At 35.4% G+C, this 22,931-nt stretch carries 17 protein-coding genes and 1 tRNA gene; 11 read left to right on the top strand and 7 right to left on the bottom strand.

Translation table 11 applies throughout. The features are described from left to right. The first annotated feature begins 88 nt into the window (after positions 1-88). A complete protein-coding gene (locus tag MN869_RS16095) occupies positions 89-1,096 on the top strand; it encodes an AraC family transcriptional regulator (RefSeq protein WP_171550784.1) in 1,008 nt (335 codons plus the stop codon). A gap of 178 nt (positions 1,097-1,274) precedes the next feature. Beyond that, positions 1,275-1,964, top strand: a complete 690-nt coding sequence (aqpZ, locus tag MN869_RS16090) for an aquaporin Z (RefSeq protein ID WP_243308682.1) — start codon at positions 1,275-1,277, stop codon at positions 1,962-1,964. 47 nt (positions 1,965-2,011) lie between these two features. On the opposite strand, the gene MN869_RS16085 is transcribed toward aqpZ, so the two are convergent. The 3 genes from MN869_RS16085 to MN869_RS16075 form a co-directional block, all read right to left on the bottom strand. Further along, positions 2,012-2,254, bottom strand: coding sequence for a hypothetical protein (locus MN869_RS16085; protein ID WP_005185690.1), 243 nt, complete (start codon positions 2,252-2,254; stop codon positions 2,012-2,014). A 68-nt stretch (positions 2,255-2,322) separates the two neighbouring features. Continuing rightward, positions 2,323-3,396, bottom strand: a complete 1,074-nt coding sequence (locus MN869_RS16080) for a DNA/RNA non-specific endonuclease (RefSeq protein WP_243308680.1) — start codon at positions 3,394-3,396, stop codon at positions 2,323-2,325. 158 nt (positions 3,397-3,554) lie between these two features. Continuing rightward, positions 3,555-5,435: a potassium transporter Kup gene (locus MN869_RS16075; RefSeq protein WP_243308679.1), complete on the bottom strand. Its 1,881-nt coding sequence runs from the start codon at positions 5,433-5,435 to the stop codon at positions 3,555-3,557. A 125-nt stretch (positions 5,436-5,560) separates the two neighbouring features. Between MN869_RS16075 and MN869_RS16070 the strand changes: the two genes are divergently transcribed. From MN869_RS16070 to MN869_RS16035, 8 genes are all read left to right on the top strand, one after another. Next, positions 5,561-5,650: transfer RNA gene (locus MN869_RS16070), tRNA-Ser, on the top strand. Between the two features lie 183 nt (positions 5,651-5,833). Beyond that, positions 5,834-7,030, top strand: a complete 1,197-nt coding sequence (locus MN869_RS16065) for an integrase arm-type DNA-binding domain-containing protein (protein ID WP_004991904.1) — start codon at positions 5,834-5,836, stop codon at positions 7,028-7,030. Between the two features lie 448 nt (positions 7,031-7,478). Then, positions 7,479-8,588, top strand: coding sequence for a DNA sulfur modification protein DndB (gene dndB / locus MN869_RS16060; protein WP_004991905.1), 1,110 nt, complete (start codon positions 7,479-7,481; stop codon positions 8,586-8,588). Next, positions 8,588-10,081, top strand: coding sequence for a DNA phosphorothioation system sulfurtransferase DndC (dndC, locus tag MN869_RS16055; protein WP_004991907.1), 1,494 nt, complete (start codon positions 8,588-8,590; stop codon positions 10,079-10,081). Before dndB ends, dndC begins: the two co-directional genes overlap by 1 nt. Continuing rightward, entirely contained in the window at positions 10,078-12,087 is a 2,010-nt protein-coding gene (dndD, locus tag MN869_RS16050) for a DNA sulfur modification protein DndD (RefSeq protein ID WP_004991908.1), read from the top strand. The genes dndC and dndD overlap by 4 nt, the downstream gene beginning before the upstream one ends. Positions 12,088-12,118: 31 nt before the next feature. Then, positions 12,119-12,427, top strand: coding sequence for a DNA sulfur modification protein DndE (gene dndE / locus MN869_RS16045; protein WP_243308676.1), 309 nt, complete (start codon positions 12,119-12,121; stop codon positions 12,425-12,427). A 174-nt stretch (positions 12,428-12,601) separates the two neighbouring features. Next, positions 12,602-13,129, top strand: coding sequence for a hypothetical protein (locus tag MN869_RS16040; protein WP_004991910.1), 528 nt, complete (start codon positions 12,602-12,604; stop codon positions 13,127-13,129). Between the two features lie 17 nt (positions 13,130-13,146). Beyond that, entirely contained in the window at positions 13,147-14,382 is a 1,236-nt protein-coding gene (locus MN869_RS16035) for a DGQHR domain-containing protein (protein ID WP_004991911.1), read from the top strand. 1 nt (position 14,383) lies between these two features. Here MN869_RS16035 and MN869_RS16030 read toward each other — a convergent pair whose 3' ends face one another. The 4 genes from MN869_RS16030 to dptF are packed head-to-tail and all read right to left on the bottom strand — an operon-like array spanning position 14,384 to position 22,498. Next, the gene (locus MN869_RS16030; RefSeq protein WP_004991912.1) at positions 14,384-14,710 is read right to left on the bottom strand and encodes a hypothetical protein; all 327 of its coding nucleotides are present in this window, start codon (positions 14,708-14,710) and stop codon (positions 14,384-14,386) included. 9 nt (positions 14,711-14,719) lie between these two features. Next, complete coding sequence (dptH, locus tag MN869_RS16025) at positions 14,720-19,987, bottom strand: DNA phosphorothioation-dependent restriction protein DptH (RefSeq protein WP_243308674.1); 5,268 nt, start codon at positions 19,985-19,987, stop codon at positions 14,720-14,722. Beyond that, on the bottom strand, positions 19,968-21,287 hold the full coding sequence (gene dptG / locus MN869_RS16020; protein WP_004991919.1) for a DNA phosphorothioation-dependent restriction protein DptG: 1,320 nt from the start codon (positions 21,285-21,287) through the stop codon (positions 19,968-19,970). The genes dptH and dptG overlap by 20 nt, the downstream gene beginning before the upstream one ends. Beyond that, complete coding sequence (gene dptF, locus MN869_RS16015; RefSeq protein ID WP_243308673.1) at positions 21,284-22,498, bottom strand: DNA phosphorothioation-dependent restriction protein DptF; 1,215 nt, start codon at positions 22,496-22,498, stop codon at positions 21,284-21,286. Before dptF ends, dptG begins: the two co-directional genes overlap by 4 nt. 113 nt (positions 22,499-22,611) lie before the next feature. Here dptF and MN869_RS16010 point away from each other — a divergent pair. Continuing rightward, positions 22,612-22,931 (top strand): helix-turn-helix domain-containing protein (locus MN869_RS16010; RefSeq protein WP_243308785.1); only part of this gene is annotated, 320 nt, incomplete at its 3' end.

Raw genomic sequence — 22,931 nt, 5'->3', positions numbered from 1 at the left:
TATTCAAGATATAAATTCTTGTAGGCGAAGTATTGACGATGCGATATATTTATATTGACAAAACACGACAAGATAAGAGGTGGACAGGATGTCTCAACTCAAGAACTATACCGGCTCAGTTTTTGGCGGTTTGGGGCATTTATTAAAAGCCTACTGCGAGGCAAAAAATATTGAAATTCCTGAACAATTACAAAAAATTCAAAATCAGGAACGCTTTGATTATGTGATTTGGCGTGACTTACTCGAAGACCTGAATCAACTCCATCCCAAAATTGGTTTAGGCCTTGAAATCGCAGAATATGTACAGCCCAAACATCTTGGCATTATCGCCTATCTGGCCTTGTCCTGTGAAAATCTAGGTGAAGCACTATCACGCTATCAAGACTTTCACCGCCTGATTTATGATGGCAGTCCTTTAGTGGTTGAGTTTAATCCCCCCTATGCATCCATCCGCTGGGAAGCACCCGAGCCACACCCGACCCAATTGACCGATGAAATCGCGATTGCCTTGATGGTGCAATTTCTTAAGCTGTTTATGTCAGGTGATAGTATTCACCTACATGAAGTACATTTCGTGAATGCAGCGCCGAAAAATATCAGCATTTATGAACAATACTTTCATTGTAAAGTACGTTTTGAACAAGCCAAGACTCAACTCCTGATCCCTGTCAGTGAGGCCTTTAAACCCCTACGCACCGGCGATCATACGCTGCAACAGTTGTTGTTGCAGCAAGCCCACGCCTTGCTGGATCAATTACCCAATTCGACTCAACTGGATCAACGCCTACAACATGCGATTTTGACCGGACTGCAAAAGAACCAATATCAGATCGATTTTATCGCTGAAAAACTGGGTCTTTCCGTGCGTCAATTACAGCGCCATTTACAACAACAAGACACTACTTTTCAAGAACGGGTACAGCAAGTCCGTTTTATGCTGGCGACCGAATATTTAAAGGACCCTCATCTGAGTTTGCAAGAAATTGCGCTACTGCTCTGTTATTCTGAACAAAGTGCTTTTCAGCGTGCCTTTAAGATCTGGACGGAACAAACCCCGCAACAATGGCGGAATAACAACACAACTTACAGTTCTTAATAAAAAATACTGAAGAACTAACGGTTTCACAACAGATCAGTTTCATTGCACGTTTTATATAAGAGCCTATATACCCATGTGAATTAGTTCACAATTTTTTCACGAAGGTTAAACATATCCATAATAAATTTTGGATGTTTGCTTTTTTTATTTTTTTATAACTGATGTGGTGATAACAATGAACAAATATTTAGCAGAATTTCTGGGAACCTTTTGGCTCGTTTTTGGTGGTTGTGGTAGTGCTGTGCTTGCAGCTGCATACCCAGAACTTGGGATTGGTTTCTTAGGTGTTGCATTAGCGTTTGGTTTAACCGTATTAACTGGTGCCTACGCTTTCGGTCATATTTCAGGTGGTCACTTTAACCCAGCCGTCAGTGTTGGTTTATGGGTCGGTGGACGTTTTGATTCTAAAGATTTAGTCCCTTATATCGTGTCTCAAGTGATTGGTGGTGCGCTTGCAGCATTCGTGCTGTACATCATCGTACAAGGTCAAGCAGGCTTCGCAGGTACTGGCGGTTTCGCAAGCAATGGCTATGGTGAACTCTCTCCGAACCATTTCTCGGTTGCGTCAGCATTCCTGATTGAGGTTGTTTTAACTGCATTCTTCTTGATCGTGATCATGGGGGCCACTGATCGTCGTGCGCCTGCAGGCTTTGCACCAATCGCAATTGGTTTAGCATTAACATTGATCCACTTGATCAGTATTCCAGTCACCAATACCTCGGTAAACCCTGCACGTAGTACTGCTGTTGCGTTATTTGCTGAAACAGCAGCAATCAGCCAACTGTGGTTATTCTGGGTTGCGCCAATTATCGGTGCCATTATCGGTGCAGTGATCTACAAATTTGTGGGCAGCGAGAAAGACTAAGCGCGATATATCCCATAAAAAACAGCCTTTATCGGCTGTTTTTTTATTTATAGAAACGGATTTTCAATATCCTGCTCAGGTTTTCTGTCAATCTGCTCAGGAAGTTGTTCTTTTTCCAAAGCAGCAACCACGTCATTGATAAAGCTTTGCAATGCCTTGGCGGTTTTGAGGCCTGCCTGATCTTTGGTAATCTGCAAATTGCCATATAAACTCACGCAATCGACCTGATTTTCCAAGGTCAGATCATAAATCGCCGAAGATTCATCACCCTGTTCAAAAGGTTTAAACATCGTTTCCCTCTCATTGTTCTTGTCTATTCCACAACATGAGCCAAGCAGGCTGACTTTGCAAGCGGTACTTATCGCAAGATTTGTAAGAAATACTGCACCAAAGCATTGACCAATTGATTGATCAAGGCTTGCTTGGTTTCTTCATCAATTTGCGGGAATTTACTCTCCGTCGCTCCAGTCGGCTTTGAACTAAACTCACGTTGCTGCGCCTGAATCGCATCAGTTTTGGCATCTTCAGCACATTGACTCTGACCATCCCAATGCGAATAGCTAATGTCTTTATTCGGCTTCACTTGGTGCGCAGACACAGGCAGTTGATAGACATTACGCTTCTGCTGTTCAGTCAACTGCGGGAATAAATTAATGCCCAGTTTCTCTTCTAAATAGCAGACACTGACCACTTTGACCTGCTGAGAATTATTATTTGGCGCATAATATGCCCCTATAATCCCTTGCTTGGGTAAATACACCGCTTTATAGACCGCAGTCGGTACAATCACACCGCTGCCAATGGTTTTGAGGCGCTTGCCTTCAAATACGGGACCTGTCAGCACATAGGCGTCTTTATGCTGTTTAGTCACCATCGAACGTACGGCTTCTTCTAATTTACGCCATACTTCCTGATTATTCTTCGGCGCTTGTGGCACCATATTGGCCAAAGAAAAGCTGTCATACTGTGCCGCCGTATTATTCATATCACCATTCGGTGCCATATGACCACGGTCATAGCCAGAACCACGATAGTCCGACAATAAAGCACGATGAGCGGGCTTTACTCGTGTTTCCTCGTGGAAATTATCTTCCCGTTTAATTTTGACGCTCAAGCGTTCTGGGGTCAGATATTCTGCCGTCCATAATGGGGTCTTGGAAATACCTGAGTACATCACATTAAAATCATTAAAACACAGTGCATAGCTGTCTTTTTTTAGACTGTCTTTGCTGAGTAATGGCGGAACATCACGATAAAACTGTTTTAAACAACTGGTATTACTGGATTGGAATGGGATGAACTTGGAAATTTTTTCACTGCCAAATGCGATCGCAAAACTCCCTGTTGCGACCAGTGCCAACATCATTTTTCCAACATTTTGGCTCAAAAAAGCAAATGGGCTTTTACTCTTTCGGGTTGGTCTCTTTGCCATAACTACATCAAAATCAATATGAACGCGCAGCTTAACAACTCAAAAGCCCTGTGTATATTGAGTTTCAGCCCAGAGCGACATTTTATGTCGCAAATCTGTACACTCAGGCAACAGACAATAAAAAAGGCACCCGAAAGTGCCTTATTATCTGTTTTTATTTAAATTTCAATCTGACTACCCAGCTCCACCACACGGTTGGTTGGAATCTGATAGAAGTCACTGACAGGACTGGTATTGCGCTGCATCGAAATGAATAACTTTTCACGCCACGGCGACATGCCATCGCCCACGGTATGTACAATACGATCACGTGAAATAAAGAAGCTCATTTGCATCATATCAAACTCAAAATCCAACGCTTTATAGGCTTGAGCCAAAGCCACTGGAATATTGGGTTGATCTTTAAAACCGTAATAGATAAAGATACGATAAAAATGCTCATCCAGTTTTTCAACTTTTAAGCGATCTTCATCTGCCACATAGGGAATATCTTGGGTATAGACCGTGACCATGACATTACGTTCATGCAGCACTTTATTGTGCTTAATATTATGCAGCATTGCATGCGGCACAATGTTGGGGGTTCCTGTTAAGAAAATCGCTTCGCCTGGCACGAAATGAGTTTCTTTGCTCATGCCAATGCTCTTGATAAACAATTCAATCGGCAAGGCATTGGTTTCCATACGGGTATAGACGATTTCGCGGCCACGTTTCCACGTCATTAAAATGGTATACACCACCACACCAATCAAGATCGGCACCCAACCGCCCGACAAGATTTTTAATGAAGTTGAAGCAACAAAAATTAAATCAATAATCAGAAAAGGTACGGCAAATAAGGCCACTTTCCATAACGGCCAACGCCACACACCATAAGCTAAAGTCGAGATCAGAATGGTACCGCAGAGCATGGTCATGGTCACCGCGACACCATAAGCACTGGCCAATTCCGCACTGCTTTCAAACAGTAAAATCAGAATCACCACCGAGATAAACAGCACCCAGTTAATGAAGGGTAAATAGATCTGCCCTTGTTCCACATCCGAAGTATGGTGCACAGTTAGGCGCGGTAAGTAGCGTAATTGAATGGCTTGATTCGCCATCGAAAATACACCAGTAATCACCGCTTGAGAGGCAATCACGGCTGCGGCTGTTGCTAAGCCAATCATCGGGAATAAGGCCCAATCGGGAACCAGTAAATAGAATGGGTTTTCAATGGCTTTGGCATCACGCAACAATAATGCACCTTGCCCTGCATAATTCAGTAATAAGCAAGGAAGAACCACCAAGAACCACGCCAATTTAATCGGCACGCGCCCAAAATGCCCCATATCTGCATACAAGGCCTCACCACCTGTCATGGTCAGAATCACTGCACCCATGGTGATAAAGGCAACTGTTGGTTGATCAAAGACAAAATGGAACGCCCAATACGGATTGACCATCATCAAGACATAAGGCGTCTGGATGATGCTCCACAGTCCAATCAGACCAATAGATGCAAACCATAATAGTGTAATCGGACCAAAGAATTTCCCCATGGTGGCGGTACCATGTCGCTGCACCATGAATAATGCCGTGAGGATACCCAAAGCAATCGGAACCAGCCAACGATCTAAAGCAGGCGTCACCAGACTCAAACCTTCAATCGCCGATAGGACTGAAATTGCTGGGGTAATGATCCCATCACCAAAGAACAGTGATGCGCCGATAAAGCCCAATGCAATCAGAAAGATTTTATTTTTATTGCTAAAAACGGAGGAGCGCAGATTCAGTGCGAGCAGTGACATGATCCCGCCTTCGCCATTGTTGTCCGCACGCATGATCATTGAGACGTACTTAAAACTGATGGTTAGGTTCATACACCAGAAGATCAGCGAAAGAATACCTAAAATCGACCCTTCGCTGATATCAACATGTCCTGTGACAAAGCATTGCCGTATTGCATAGAGCGGACTGGTTCCAATATCTCCAAATACCACCCCTAATGCTGCCAGCGTCATTGCTGGCAAAGCGGCTTTTTTTGCAGTACTTTGCATATGATGTTGTCTTCAAAATTGAACGTGATATGGCGCAATATTATCATTAGCCAAAAACTTTTTCTGCAAATCTGTTCGACTACAACTTGGCAGCGTGCATTTTTTTGGGTACTATCGCACACCTTGGTGAGGTGTCCGAGTGGCTGAAGGAGCACGCCTGGAAAGTGTGTATACGTTTGCGCGTATCGAGGGTTCGAATCCCTCTCTCACCGCCAAGATTTTGTTTTAAAAATACCGAAGCATACCTAAAAGGCTTAAATCACAATGGTTTAAGCCTTTTTTAATGTTCTTTTAAATCCTTGGCTATCCTTGTACTCCTGAAACATCATGGGGGACAAGTGGGGGATGATTTGGTTATACTATAAATCGTCCCCCAAATTCCAAAGAAATAGCTAAAAATGCTGACAGATGCTCACGTTAGAAAAATAAAACCGCTTGAAAAGAAAAAGCGTTATGCCGATGAAAAAGGGCTGTACCTTGAGGTCACGCCTTCAGGTGGAAGGTTCTGGCGATTAAAGTATCGCTTCAATGGTCGTGAAAGTACTTTAACTATTGGAAGCTATCCTGAAATCTCATTAGCTCAAGCTCGTCGCACCCGTGATGAAGCTCGTATTCAGCTTTATAAAAATATTGACCCTAATGCCATAAAGAATGACCGCCTTCAGCAAACTGATGAAAGTAAGCTATTCAAAGTCCTTGCGATGGAGTGGATGAAGGATCGTAAAGCCGTTATTAAAGAAGCAACTTATCTACGTGATTTATCTGTTTTCGAAAAAGATATATTCCCTGCATTGGGTAACATGCCCATTGATCAGATCAAAGGGAAAGATGTACTGGCATGTGCTAAAAAAATTGAAGCACGTGGTGCGCAAGAAATGGCTAAACGCTCCATTCCTTTAGCTGGGCGTATTTTCCGTTTTGCGATTCGTAAAGGATTGATTGAGAATGATCCAACACCTCACCTTCACGAAGCCTTAAAGCCTCGTAAAGTGAAGCATATGGCTCGATTGGATATTTCGGAGTTTCCTCCTTTTCTTGAACGCATGGATCGTTACCATGGTAATCCAGTGATCAAAACTGCACTTCAGTTGATGACTCTCACTTTTGTACGGACTGCTGAACTCAGAATGATGGAATGGAGTGAAATCGATTTTGAGAACAGGATATGGCGTATACCAGCCGAAAGAATGAAAATGGCTTTGCCTCATCTCGTTCCACTATCTAGGCAAGCAATTGAACTACTAGAGAGTTTATTACCGCTTACAGGCAGAAAGCAGTATGTTTTTTATAATCACAGCACAGCTAATCCCATGAGTAGTAATGCAATTTTGTGCGCGATCCGTACGATGGGCTATAACGGCAAAATGACTGGACATGGTTTCCGTGGGCTTGCTTCTACAACATTACATGAGCAAGGCTATATGCATGATGCAATTGAAATTCAGTTAGCACATAGGGTTGGTAATGCCGTATCACAGGCATATAACCATGCTCAGCATTTAGAGTATCGAACGAAGATGATGCAGGAGTGGTCTGATTTTATTGATAGTTTACGTAATAAAATTGTGCCGTTTCCTAAACATAAAACAGCTTAAGTTAATGAGTGATTAGGCTAATAGTTGAATATTCTAATTTATATCTTGGCTTCGAAGTGATAGGTCTATCTGGAGCCACTATCACAAGATTTAGGCAATCCTTTTGAAATATTGCTCGATACATAAACCTAAAAATTACCCCCCATTGACACCAAGCCATATTCATCTTGACCCATAGCTCAAATTATATACACCACACTGCAAAAACATAAAAATTAGATATGACAACTAGCATGAGAGTAAGCAATTTCGCTTTTATAGTTTCAAAAGAGAAAACTACCTGATTCAATACAAATCCATAATTTCTAAGCAAATACTGATTAATAGTCATCATTTTTAGTAAGTAGTTAATGCAAAATAAATTTATATAATACACTTCCATCTAGTGGATCTACCTTACTGTTCGTATTAAAATAGACTTCCATAGACTGCTACGAGTAATATGATCATGGATGGAAATTGGTTCGAATTTGTTGCTATGCAGGGCATTCAAGCTCGACAAGCTTTTTATGTCATTATGGTTCCATTACAAGTCGTACCAAAATTTTTCAAATTTAATGATGAATCACTTCCTCCTCAGTTAAGAGCCCAACGTACTTTAAATAAAAATCGTATTCCTCAACTTACAAAATATATTTTAGATAATCCTAACGAATATCTCCTTTCATCTTTGTGTGCATGTGTAGATGGCGAGGTTAACTTTGAACCAAGTGAAATTTCTCAAAGTATCGGTCGCCTTAAGATTTCCATGGATGCAACTGTTCTTATTAATGATGGGCAACATCGTAGGGCAGCTATACAACAAGCTGTCAAACAAAGTAAATATTTGGGAAATGAAACAATCTCTGTGGTCATATATGCAGACCAAGGTCTACAGCGCTCGCAACAAATGTTTGCTGACTTAAACATGCATGCTGTTAAACCAGCACAGTCAATTAAACTTCTATATAATCATAGGGATGAGCAATCTTACATCACAAAAGCTGTTATTGAACAAGTTCCCTTATTTAAAGAATTTACTGATTTTGAAAAAACTAGCCTTTCAAATCGTACAACTAAACTCTTTACCTTTAGTTCATTACATCAAGCCACTAAAGATTTATTAAGCCATCAATCCCATAAAACGCCTGAAGAAAAAATCTATCTTGCTCAATCCTATTGGAACGAAATTATTCAATATATTCCTGGTTGGTTAGACCTTTTAGATAAAAGAGTTTCTGCATGTCATCTTAGAAATGAATATGTTCATTCACACGGCATTACGATTCAAGCATTTGCAAGGTTAGGAAACATTTTATTAACTCAATACTGTCATGAATGGAAAAATGTATTACCTAAACTCACATCAATTAATTGGTCACGTCATAACCAAAAAACTTGGACTGGTCGAATGCTTAATGCAGGAAAAATCACGAAGTCTAAAAATACGATTATACTAGTGACCAACTACCTTCAAAATATTTTAGCGATTCCCCTAGCACCTGAAGCACAAGAAATTGAAAATCAATTTCTTGAGTCAATACTTGCTAGTCAGAAAGCAGCTGAGGAAATGATTTAATGAGTTTTTTTGAAAATAACACACTCAACGACATATATGAGTCGATTCAGGAAGTTTATCTTTCTGATAACCGACCATGGGTAGTGGGTTATTCAGGTGGTAAGGATTCAACCTGCGCTTTGCAATTGGTTTGGAATGCTTTAGCAAAACTACCGCCAGAGAAAAGACAAAAATCAGTGTATGTTATCAGCTCCGATACACTTGTTGAAACGCCAATTATCGTTCGCTATATAGATAAAAATTTAGAGAACATTCAGAAAAAGTCTGATGAACAAGGTATGCCCTTTATTGTTCAAAAAGTCAGCCCTCGTGTCGAGCGTTCATTTTGGGTAAACCTAATTGGTCGTGGTTATCCTGCACCGAGTAATAAATTCAGATGGTGTACTGAACGTCTTAAAATCGAACCTGCTAATGATTTTATTACACAACGTGTTGCAGAGTTTGGTGAAGTTGTTGTGGTATTAGGTGTACGCTCGTCAGAAAGTGCAACACGTGCACAAGTTATTGCAATGCACAAGATTAAAGGCACTAAACTCGCTAGACATTCATCTTTATTAAATGCTTTTGTATTTGCCCCAATTGAAGCATTTACTACAGATGATGTATGGAACTATCTATTACAGAACAAATCACCATGGAATAACGATAACCGTGAATTGGTGACAATGTATCGAAATGCCCAAGCTGGTGAATGTCCATTAGTTGTAGATAAAACAACACCAAGCTGTGGAAATTCACGTTTTGGCTGTTGGGTATGTACCGTCGTCCAACAAGACAAATCTATGGAAGCTATGGTTGAATCTGGTGAAGAATGGCTAGAACCTTTACTTGAATACCGTGATTTGCTGTCATCAACTCAGGATCCTGAGAAAAAGTTCAATTATCGAGAGTTTAAACGCCGTAATGGCCAAGTTGCCTTTAACCATGCAAATGGCAAACTTGTACCTGGGCCCTATAAACTTGAATTCAGAAAAGTGCTTCTAAGAAAACTTTTAGAAGTTCAAAAAGTAGTTCGAGCAGAAGCTCCTATTGGCGAAGCTCCGATACTCATTCACCCTGAAGAACTCCATGAAATTCGTAGAATATGGCGTTCAGAAAGTGGTGATTGGGCTGACTCTGTTCCACAAATCGTTAAAGAAACTTTAGATATTGAACTAGCTTGGCAGATAGAGGATAGTGTCTTATACAATACCCAAGACTTTGCACTACTTGATACTATTTGTAAGGAACATGAAATCCCAACGGAACTCATGGTGAAATTAATAGGCGTAGAAAAAGCATCTCATGGTCTTAAAAGACGTCACAATATTCACAACCAATTAAGCAAAGTACTCAATGAAGAATGGCGTGATTTAGCAAGTATTCTAGCTGCTCGTAATTCCCAGCAAGACATTAATGAAATTATTGAAGTAGATGATGATGAATCCTCATTTACTGAAGAAGTTTCATCGGGACAGTTAGATTTATTAAATAATGTTGGAGCTAAGCCATGATTATTAAATCATTAATACTTGATAATATTGGTTTATATGGTCAGCGCACAGAGTTTTTACTTGAGCCAAAGAAATCATCAACCTCAACTAATCAACCTATTATCTTAATTGGAGGGCGAAATGGTGCAGGTAAGACAACTTTCTTGGACTCGATCCGTTTGGCTCTTTATGGTAGACGTGCACTTGGTTTAGGTATTAGTCAAAAAGAATATTATCAATATCTTATAAGTAAGATAAATCATAACCATCCAGAACGTACATCTAGAGTTGAACTCAATTTTATTTATACGGAAGGAAGTATTCCTGCTGAATTTACGGTATGTCGTTCATGGGCCATTGGTTCAGATAACCAATTTCGAGAAAGTCTAGATTTAAAAAAGAACGGGAAAACTGTTACTTCTGTCCCAGAGCAAGAATGGGAAAACTTTCTATTAGAGTTGATCCCATTTGGTATTTCACAACTTTTCTTTTTTGATGGTGAGAAAATTCAAGATATAGCTGAAGATAATAATGCTATGTTATCAGATGCAATTAAAAATCTGCTCGGAATTGATCTAATTGAAAAACTACGTCTAGATTTGCATTCTTATTTAAATCGCAATAAATTGAATGATGCTAATCAAAATGATATTGAGATTATTACCCAACGTTTAGATCATCTTAAATCTCAAGAAGCAAATTTAAAAAATGAATGTGCTCAACTTAAATTTGAACACCAAGCTTTACTAAAAAATATTGAGCAAAAAAGACTACGATTTGTATCAGAAGGCGGTGCAATCGCATTGAAATACGATCAATTAAAAACAAAACTATCTCAACTGAATAAAGAAATTAATTTATGTAAGCAAGAGCTTACTAACTTAGCAAATAACTTACTTCCATTCATGTTTGCACCTAAACTTATTTCTAAATTCATGACACATTTAGAAGTCTCTTCTGCCGATCAATCTGCAAGTAGGCACCTTATTGAGCAAACATTGGCATCATTCCAAAGCAGCTCAGTTCAAAAGGAAGAATTATGGACAAAAGATCATTGGGAAAACTTGAATCACTTCCTCAAAAATTATTTTAATACACAATCTGAAGTAAGCTCACATATTGCATTTAACGAGCTAACCAAACCTAAACAATCTTTGGCAAAGCTTATTGATTTAGAACAAGAAACCAAGACAAAAGTTCAAACCCTTTATAGTCGTTTTGTACAGCTAAATCAGGACAAAGAGGCAACTGAATTCTCTATTGCACGTGCAGAGAATGCCGAAGATTCAAACGCCTATTTAGATGAATTAATGCAAAAAGAACGTAAATTAGGTGAACTTGATATAATTCTAGAACAAAAAGATGAAGAATATCGGAAACTCAGCTGGGAGATTGTAACGGTAGAGCGCAACCTAAAATCAGCAAACGAAGCTGTTGTTGATTTCGAGCTTCAAAATCATAAAAACTCATTAGCAGCTAAAGGTATTAAAGCACTTATTGATTTTGAAACTGCACTACTTGAACAAAAGATTATTGAGGTTCGTAAAAACTTTGTAGAGATCTTTAACTCTCTTCTACGCAAAAAAAACTTTATTACCGAACTTCATATTGATGTGAAAAATTTCAGTACACGCTTAATTAAAAAAAATGGGCAGTCTATTGAAAAATCAGCGTTATCTGCTGGTGAAAAACAGATTTATGCGATTGCAATGCTATGGGCATTAGCTAAAACCAGTGGTCGCCATTTACCAATGATTGTAGATACTCCATTAGGTCGTTTAGATCGGGAACATCGTGATAATTTAATGAAGCTATATTTTCCTCATGTTAGCCATCAAGTCATTATTCTATCAACTGATACGGAAATTGATGATCAATATGTCAATCAGTTAGATAAGTACATTTCTGAAAGTTACTTATTAGAATACAATCAAGAGTTAGCTTCAACTCAGGTATTATCAGGCTACTTTACTGACTTAAACCGCACCAATAATATGGAGAAGAGAATTGCATTACAGCAAGCTTAAGATTTCATCTGAGGCAACAACTCGCCTCCGTATGCTAAAGCAACGTACCGCTTTAACACCAAACCTACTCTGCCGTATTGCCCTAATGATGTCGTTAGAAGAGGGGCCCTTAGGTAACATCCCTTTACCTAATGAAGATGGTTCTGAATTTAATGCCTATACGCTTACAGGTGAAAATACAGATTTATTCTTATCTCTTTTAAGATATGTTGAAGACAATGCAGATGAACCTTTAGAGAATAAAGTTCTGCTGGATCGGATGCGGGGGCATATTCATAGAGGGGTTGGAGCAATGTCTGTGCGCTACAAATCTTCGGAGAGTTTAATTGCGAATATATAGATTGAAGAAAATAAGTCTAATAGACTTATTTTCTTCAATACGAGTAAAACCTCCCTTAATAATTTATTAATATCTTAAACGCGAACATGCTGTAGAAGCTAATCACTATTATTTTATTATTGGTCAGTTTAGAATATGATCTAATTAGTCTTATAAAAGTATCAGACACATTACATGAATATCCCAACTAAACCATTTAATGGTTTTTTGGAAGGCTTTCAATTCATATGGAGCCAAACTAAAAAACCAATAAGGCATCCAACATTTGTACTATTCTTCTTTCTTGCTATTGTATTTTGTGGCTGCATGGGAGTTTGGTATGAGTGGAGGCATCTTAAGAATGCTGAATATCAGTCTTTATTTAATTCTATTATTTTGCTGACTCCTCCGTTTATTAGTGGAGCCTATTTACAGATTATTCTAACTAAAAATGCACCAACCTTTGTCAAAGGCTTATTAGGTTTTTTCGTATTCACAGCTGCATATATCTTTTATGAATTAATTGGTTCAGCGTTTGAAATAAAAAATTGGAATATTTACTTTCTTACAACTCTTATGACTTTAATAAGTTTGTGGATTACATGGGTTCAATTGTCCTTATGTGAAGATTTATATGATAAACCTGTGGAAAAAGCTGCATTAGGTGGAAAGAATTTAAATAAAGAACTTCCAGGTGAAATGCCCGAAGACTTCGAATTATAATTATAGGTTAATGAATCATGAAATTTCCAATTACCGTTCCTGCTATAAAAATATCTCAACCCATGAGTGATTTTTATGCAATCTCTCTTCCTGCTCACATACTTTTAGATGTTTGCTTTAGTGATATTATGAAAGCAAAAAAAACTGAAACAGGTTATATTCTTGAAGGTGGAACGCAAAGAAATATCGAAAAAGAACGTTTACAAAAAATTGCTGAATATATTGACCGTGAAGACTCAGCATTTCCAAATTCAATTATATTAGCTGCTAATTATCACGAATCTGGCTATACAATTGATGAATACCAAGATGAAAATAATAATTATGAAAATATTGGTTGGTATGTTGAAAAATCAAATAAGCTTGATGATAATTGTAAGCTTTACAACCTAACAATTCCTTCACCTACAAAAATTGCAGCTATTATTGATGGGCAACATCGTTTATTTGGATTTACAAAAGATTACTCTAAAAACTCAGAGCAGCTTAAAATGGATTTACTATGCTCAGTTTATTTAGACTTACCTAAAGGATATCAAGCTGATTTATTTTCTATTATTAATACAACTCAAAAACCTGTAAACAAAAGTTTAAGTTATGAATTATATGGTTATAATATATCAGAAGAGGATTCGAAGAGTTGGACACCAGATAGATTATCGATTTTTTTAACCAGAAAATTAGCATCTTTACCAGAATCACCCTTGTGTGGAAAAATAAAAATTGCAGCTAAGGCTGATGAGGCATTAGCACGATTAAGCCAAGGTGCTGAGTGGCAAGTTTCTACAGCTGTGATCGTAGAAGGCATTATGCGATTAATTTCAACGAATCCAGCAAAAGACTCTAATTATATTATTAAAAACAAATTAAAAGACCGTAATGAATTAATAAATTCTGGAAGAAATGATACTTCACCTTTGCGAAAATATTATGTAAGTAATAATGATAAATTTATTTATACATTAGTACTAAATTATCTTCATGCTTGTGATGAAGTATTCTGGAAAGCACATACCAAGAACTCTTTTATTATCAAAACAGTTGGAATTCAAGCTCTATTTGACATTCTTAGAAAAATTATTCCAGAAAGCCTAGAAGTCAAAAAAATTAGTCAGGAATTTTTTATAAATAAATTATTACCTGCCAAAAATATTCCTTTTGATGACCCTAAATTTATTAATGCTTCAGGATCTGGTAGAAAGCAGATTCGTGATGCTATTGAACTTAAAATTGGACTAAAAAAGCCTGAGTAATTCAGGCTTTTGCTAGTTTATGGAATACACAAGCTAAAGCACATAATGGTGCTAATAAATCAAGATTACTTCGAATAAAAGTTGCTTCTACAAATACGCTATTATCAGCATCATAAAGTTCAGTTACCCTTTTCACTCCACGCTGATGAAGCTCTTTCCCTAATCTTCCTAAATTAGAAAAATACTTAAAATATTCTTCTAACTCATATCCATGCTTAGTTGAATCATACCATTCTCGTAATGTCACAATCTCAGCTGCTTGTTTAGCAATTGAGATTTGTTGCTTTCGTAATTGGATCTCACTTAAATTAGATTCATGATTACTCATTATTTCCCCTTAATAAACTTCCAACTCTTGGCATAACTCCCAAAAAGCTTTATCTTTCATTTTTACTATTTTCTTATACCCATCTATATATAAACTATAATGTTTATCTAGTTTGCGAATAGTTTCCATCAAATGCTCTTGCTCAGACTTATCATCGATATTAAAAATTGATTTAATGTCACCATTAACAATATGCGCTACACGATGGACGACCCATGTCATCATATAGTCTGCATAATTATGCTCTGATGTCTTAAAGTGTGAGATATTTTGTGTTGATAAAATTAGGCCAACACCATACTCTCGCCCTTCTTTCAAAATCTTATGTAAACTTGAAAAGTTCTGGGAAAGAATATTCTGCGCTTCATCAACACAGATCATCTTCGTAATTTGCCTAAAATCCCCGTCTACAATCGGTTTACCCTGCTTTTGCATTTGAACGTAAAATAAATCCAATGTAAGCGCAACAACCAAATTTTTTAATTCCGAAGCATAACCGTCACCCAATTCAATAACAACAACGCCCGTCATCAAATCGTAAAGACTTTTCATTCTTGTTGCATCGGTTTCAAATATTTTTAATTTAGCTAATTTGGAAAGAGCCGCATATAAAGAATCTTCATCTACTTTATCTTGTGCTAAAAATTTATTCCAGACATCATCAATTGTCGGTGCTGGAAGTGACCATGTAGATGGTTCTTCAGCATCAATCCCACAATCTTCATAACAAGATAAAATTAGATTCTCTAATTTAAGCTGCTGCTTAATCCCTAAATTAAAAGCCTTGCCCATTGTTTCGGCAAAACCTGTTGCGGTATGAATTGGCAACATCGGTGAATCGCCAAATAGACTCAGTGGATTGTAAGGCAGTTTAAATAATTTATATTTTTGTGCATTACTTGCCTGAATAAATTTCTCATCCACATAGTCTGATTTATAGTCAAAAATTAGCATACCAATTGACGCTGAATTTACGTTATCAGACTGCTTCTGCACCAGTTGAGTAATTAATGACTTTGTAAATTGTGTTTTACCCGTTCCCATCGTACCAATAATCCCTGTATTGGTATTCATGAACTTAGCTGTATTTGTCGGTTCCCAATATAACTGTTCACGCCTAATGACATTTTCTCCAAAATGGATCTGCAAAGTTCTTGTCGCTTCAGGCTCAGGCTCAGGCTCAGGCTCAGGCTCAGGCTCAGGCTCAGGCTCAGGCTCAGGCTCAGGAATGATAGTCTTAGTATCCAAGATTGTTATGCTATAAGGCTTAATGATTTGTTCCCTATCAAAAAACAATTCTTGTTGATTACTTTCATTTAGATTATTTTGCTCTATATCTTCTTGATGTTGCTCATTATTAAGATTATCTTCTGAATCAATTAACTCATTTGATAATAGTGTTATTTCATTTGAAGTCGTATCACCAGATAAAATATATTCATCTGGTATATGCAATAAAGTTTCACTTCGACAATCATTGAGTAAATTTCTTAATGGTGAAGAAATAAAGTGATTTTGGTAGGGACCAGGCAATGTAACGACTAAAATATTATGAATCAATTCAAAACTTTCATTAAAGAAATTACTATTTTCTACAAAAGCAACCACAAAGCCTTTTGGATAGTCCCGAATATTTGTAATGTCATAATTACCTTGTAACCAACGTGTTCTATTTGCTAATAATTTATCAAAATAATTTTCAGGATAAATTTTATATAGTTGGTATTTTTCCACCTGCATCATGATTTGTCGTACAAATAAACCTCTATATAAATGACCAGCTATATCCTTACGTCCAAACAATTGATTTTCTAAATATTCTTTCAATTTTATGACTTGTTCAATTCCTTTAGGATGCCTTTGTTTTTGTCCTACTTTTACTTCAAGGGGAAGAAGATACATTTGCTGATCTTTAAAACCAACAAATAAAACATCATCAGACATCACTCCAAATGTTTTGCCATTACAATAGGTGCTAAAATCAGACTCACTCATCTTGAGTCCAATATTACCTGAGACACGTACCATCTCCGCCACACTTAAAGGTACCCAGGTAATATCGCTATTGAACAATAGACAATTTACATACTTATATGCAGCAATAATACTTTTCTTTTCGCGCCTACTATTTTCTGGCAGAGTAAGCATTTTAAGTAACCATTCACCATTGAATGCATTAAACTCATCAATATGACCTACCTGACCTTGACTTAAAATTTGGTCATATAGGTCTCGACGTTTCGTCACAGTAATTGCATCATAATGTGCCGAGTTTGTGTAACTATCCGAATAATGGATTAAAACTACATCCTGCTGTGACTTAAAGAAGTCTAGAGTTACCTTTGGATCAATAATTGTTGTCCATAAGCTATTTTCATAAACACTTCCCAACAACTCTTGCAACTCATTAGAAACTTTTAGCGATAAACCACGTGACTCATAAAAATTTTGCTTTTGCCAAGCAGCATAGCTCAAAGCACTATATCGGCTGATAATTTTAAATGATAGGTTTTTTTCAATATCAATTCCTTCTAGTCCTGCACTAGTAAAATATGAATCCCCCTGATGAAAAGAGGTTTCTCCTGCAAGTAATCCATCAGATGCAATACCAGATTTTCCCACACGCAAATTAACTGGAGCCTCTTCAACTTCAGTATCATTTCTAATAAATGTGAGATGAGCATAGTTAAAATTTTCGTCTTCTTCTATCTCAAATTTACTATAAGTAATACGTTGGCGTATAAGATCTATAATCTGATCTGAATTTTGATCATTCAAACTTAACTTTGATAATTCTTTTAACGTTGTATAGCTCGTTGAGTCTGCAACTTCATCAAAATAGGTATTTTCTAATTTTCGATCATAAATCGAGATATGTATTTTAGGTAGACTTTCAGGTTTGAACTTAAACCTTTCTATTAAATCCACGATACCTAAAAACAACTCTTTATTTGAGCCATTATGAATAGAGTTAATTAAGAGCGTATCTCTTTCGCCTTGTTTGAATATAACTTTGAAAGCCTCTAAAAACTCAAGAGTTTTTTGTTTAACCAAAGGTTGTATATAACTTAACTCTGTTTGCTTTTGAGGTACCAATTTAATCCACAATGGATGCTCAGTGATCGCCTGACTATATGTAAATCGATGTTTAGGATGCCAATTAAATGGAAGTAATCCCTGTGCATTAAGACGACGGATTGTGGTGAGATGGATATCTTTAAAAGCATGATTTTTATCAGCTTTACACATATATACTAACTTAAGAAAGTAAGCTAAATTCAATGGATGTAATGGTGTGATGTATTCTTCACCATTCAACTCACCAAAACCAAGATTAACTAACAAAATCTCATCAGCATAAAGCATTTTTGTCGTTTGAATATTATTAATGTGTTTTATATATATATTTACTACATTCTCAACTAATTGACAGAATTGTTCTCCCCATGACACCAAACTCACTAAGGTTTTTTTATTTTTTAGATAAGAATATAATTCAGCATAAGCATTTGCCAAATCAGGATAAACTTTTTGCAAATCATCAATTGTTATCTCTGATCTTGTTGACAAAATACTTGATAAAATATTATTTTCTAATAAATAATTTTCTAGATTAAGTAACTTTTTATACTCAAACCTAGTCTTATATTCACGCCCCATAAAAGCAATACATGATTTCTCAACATTATAGATGCTATAAACATCATCATTAAAAAAATTTGAATAAAACTCTTGATTAAAAAATAATGGCAAAGTTAAAGAAGTTGTAGAAGAAACTCCTTGTACTTCAAACTTCAGCGTACTATCTTCACCCTTTAGAATGAAAGTAACTACTTCTTCTGTATTTAACAAGTCCTCAAAATTAATAATACTAAATGCTTCTAAATCAATATATTCATCACACTTTTCCAAAGTATATACTTTGCTTATTTTCTCATTAAATTTAAATTCTTTCTCATCTGTCTGTAAGATCACAGTCTCACTTTTTGAATTTAATAGATATTTAGTTGAAAAAGCCTCTATTGGAAATATATTTTCAGGCAATAATAGAATTTTAAATTTAAAACATTCTTTTGGTTTAGCTCTTTTAATATTAATATCCAAGAACTTAGGTATCCCTTCAAAAGTGGCTCCTAATTCTAAAACAGTTCTTTTACTTGAACGATTATTAATTCTTGATGTTAATTCTCTTTTTGCTTTCCCTATTTTTTTTATATCATTTTCAACCAACTGGCCATTTTCAAAAACTAAATTTAAATCAACCACTCTGTTTTCAGATGGAACTTCAATAATTAAATAATGCTCACGACTGGCTGATGTATTTTTTTTTGAAATATCACCTTTAACTCGAGCATATAACTTTCCTACATTATTTTTATAATCTAAAAATGTAATCAACTGTGAAGAGTTTTTTTCTTGTTCTTGTTGACATGCCCCAAAATCTAATTTGGCTTTCCAACTTTGTAAATTACTTTCATCAAAATTATCAGCTATAAACTTTTCACTAAAATCTAAATCAATTAGCTTCTCTTTATATTCAGTTGGAAATTGTTCAACAATATATTCAATTTCATCTCTAAGCTTTTTATTTTGACTTAAGCGCTTATCTATTTGATGAGGATCTGCTTGAACCCAATTCTGTATACCCTCATCATTAAGATAGCCAAGTTCATGAAATTCAATTTTTCCATCTTGCACTGCATCGAAGAGTTCTCGAAAACCGAACATTGTTGCGCCATCGGAGCAGATTAATTCAAATTGGTGATTCAATAATTGTTTGGACAATTGGTTATCTTTATTAATAAAACTATCATCTATAAATTGTATTAAAGCTTCATGAATTGCTTTTGGACTCCAAACATTTCCTAATACACTTAAATCTTTAGAAGAGTTGTTTAAAGTATCTAAAGATGAATTATGAATAATAAGTAACACACTATCTTTAAAGTGGTCTTTTTGACCTGATACTAGATCTCTAATTGTTGAGATGAAATTTTCCGTGTATCCGTCTATGGATCCTAAAGAAGGATCCTTTTGCAGTATAGGAATCACTTTAAAACTGTCTATAGCAAAATAAAAAAACTCATGGCTTGGCAATACTTCATCATGATAAAAAAAAGAGAATATAGATTTTCTTTTGAATGCATTAAAAAGTGCTAAACTATTTTCATGATTTGGTGACCGAAATTTAAGTTTATTATCAGTAGTACTTAAATGATCTTTTGCCCAACCACAAAATAATTCAACTAAAAAATCTTCATATTGTTTTTTTGACATAGATTGCATCCCCACTATCACTCATTTTTTCGATGTTACCTAATCTTTCATAAAATAGAACCAAAGCTTTATGGCTTTCTCGATCAAAAAAGATTCCTCTTTTTTCAAATCCTTTAATCAACTCATAAAGCCTTAACTGCTCATTTTCACCGATCACGAGATTAGTCAGCAATAATAAATATTCTTGATTTAAAACGAATAGATTTCCTGCACGACCTCGAGCCTTAATAAATGGCTTTAAAATAATATTTTTAATATCTTTAACTACATTATCATTCCTACCAGCACGTTCGGAACTATTCTCAGTTTTAGAAAACTGGGCCTTGAACAATCTTTCTAACTCTTTTAAAGTCTCTAGATGTGTACTTAATTTTTCTGTTTTTAACGTTAACTTACGTTCTAATGCAAAATCTTCGCAATATTTGTTAAGTTCATCTAAATCAACATCATTAATTTTCTCAAAAAATTTCCATAACGGTTGTTTATCTTTTAAAGCACTTTGTAAACTCTCAGTCATAGCAAGAACAGGGAAAATTGAACTTAATTCTTTCTCAACAGCCTTATAGCCTCTTTGAATTAATAAATTACGTTCTTGACTTGCTTTCTCAAAATCTAGAATAAAGTAACACTGTAAAAGATGCTGATCTTTAAAACTTTGCCAACTATTAATAGTTAATGATAATTGTATTGTATAAATACATATATATATTTGTATAAATAATTGAATATTTTCAATAAAATATTTAGGATACTTAATTAAAAATTCTAAATCGTTAGAAAAAATTTCAGCTAAGCTAGGCAAGTAATTTACGAATAAAGTTTCATTTGAAACTTTTGTTTCAAACTTTTTATCAAAATTTTTTGTAATAATCTTTTCTAGAAAATTTAATTGTTCGGAATAATTTTGATATATCTTTCCTGCTTTAAGAAGTGTTTTAATTAAGCCTAAAAATCTTTTTTCAACATTTGCACTATCAATTTTATCTACAATAGAATAAATACATAGTTTAGGGGAGATCAGAACAAGATTTCTCTCATCAAAATAAATTTTTTTAAGATGATCCCATGCTCTTGGATCATCTAATGCTTGAACAAAACTTGAACGGCAATAGTTTTCAAAATCATTTAATTTTTGCTCTACTTTAGATGAACTTGAAATATCTAGACCGTAAATCTCACAAATAAATAAATTGGTTAAAATTTCCCAATCAAATCCTTTGCTCTCACCACGTGTACCCACAGGATAGAAAGATCCCATAATATTTTTTTTGGCTACTTTTAATTTCAAATCCAAATTCATTTAATACCTGCCACTTCAATTTCGTCATCTTCCAAAGTTAAACGAAAGAATTGCTCACTTGTCTTGACTGTAATTTGATTCGATTTATTAGCTAAGACTAATAATTGATTCACAATTTTATTTAAGATAACCACTACACTGCGATCATTTTTACTTGGTCTATACCCTGACTTTAACTTTAGAATCAGATCAAATAGACTAATATCAACAGGAATACTTATATTTTCATGATCTTTAATTTTCAAGAAAGTTTTGAATTTTACACATGGTTGTTGACTAGAATATTTTTCAATCGCAGCAAAGTTAGGTGTAATTTTGAGAATTGAAATAATCTGATTGTGCCCATATTCAGAAATTAAGTATTGATCTTCTTCCAAATATGGAGCTTTTTTATTAATATAATTTCTGATAGCAAAAACTAAATCTCGAGAGTAAAAACTTTTAAGTATTGGCTTAGAGATGGAGGGGTCATAATATTGATGATGACGATAAAATTCCAAATAATTTAATAAAAGATCTTCAATAAAATCCTCTTTAAAATCTTGCTGATAGCCATTTCCAAAATCAGAAAATTTCAACAAATAAAACAGTCGAATATATGACATTGCATTATTTAAATTTTCTATTTTTAAAAAATCTTTTAAATACTCCTTAAATTCTTTAAATTTCTCACTTGTAGTACTTAATTCAAACGAAAGAATAAATCGATCAATATTTTTCGTTCTTAAAAGTGTCGGATCAAACTCTTTTATTTTTTCTAATAATTCATTATCACCTTGATTAAATAAATTATCAAATAAATATCCTTTACCACATATAAGCTCATGTATTAGATCTAGAAAGTTACGTGCTGTGATAAATTGATTATTAAACAACCTAATCTTAAAAAGCAACTCTATAATTACTTTTTGAACATCTTTATCACATAATAGCTTATAATTGATTAGCTTTTGAACTTGTTCACTTGAGTTATTTTCACTATTTTCTTGCAAAATATAACTTTTATATAAATATGAATTAGGATTCGTTATCTTAGTTAGTAACTGACTGACAAAATCAGCTTCATAACCCTCACGAGTAATTCTAAATTTTGGATAGTCTTCAAAATTTATAAATTCAAAATTTTCAAGACTTTTCCCATTTCTTAAATATTCTTTTAAAATTCTTTTAATATGTTGAGATTCTGCTTCTTCAGCATAATTCCCTAGCATACGGCAGAGTAAAACTTGAAGTGCGACATAAACCACCTAATTAATTTAAAGGGTTTATGGAGTATATAAAATTGTCATACCATCATCTTAACTTTGAAGATCGTACTGCATTAATGCTTGAGTCAAGAAAAGAAGGCTTTTCAGCCAGAAAATTTGCTGAACTCATTAAAAGACATCCTAGTACGATCTATCGTGAGCTTAAAAGAAATAGCATCAATGACGTTTATCAAGCTCGATATGCTTCTGATAACACCTTCGCTAGACGTAGACGTGGTCACAGAAAACTCAAAATCGATTCAATCCTCTGGAAATTTATTGTTGAAGCGATCCGTTGTTTATGGTCTCCTCAGCAAATAGCAAAGCGTTTAAAGACATTTCCTGATTTGGATCAAACAATGAATGTAAGCCATACAACGATTTATTCAACGATACG

The organism is Acinetobacter sp. NIPH1876, from assembly GCF_022808535.1.
GTDB classification, from domain to species: domain Bacteria; phylum Pseudomonadota; class Gammaproteobacteria; order Pseudomonadales; family Moraxellaceae; genus Acinetobacter; species Acinetobacter higginsii.
The sequence above is the reverse complement of the archived record's forward strand: the minus strand, read 5'-3'. Positions and strand labels throughout refer to the sequence as shown.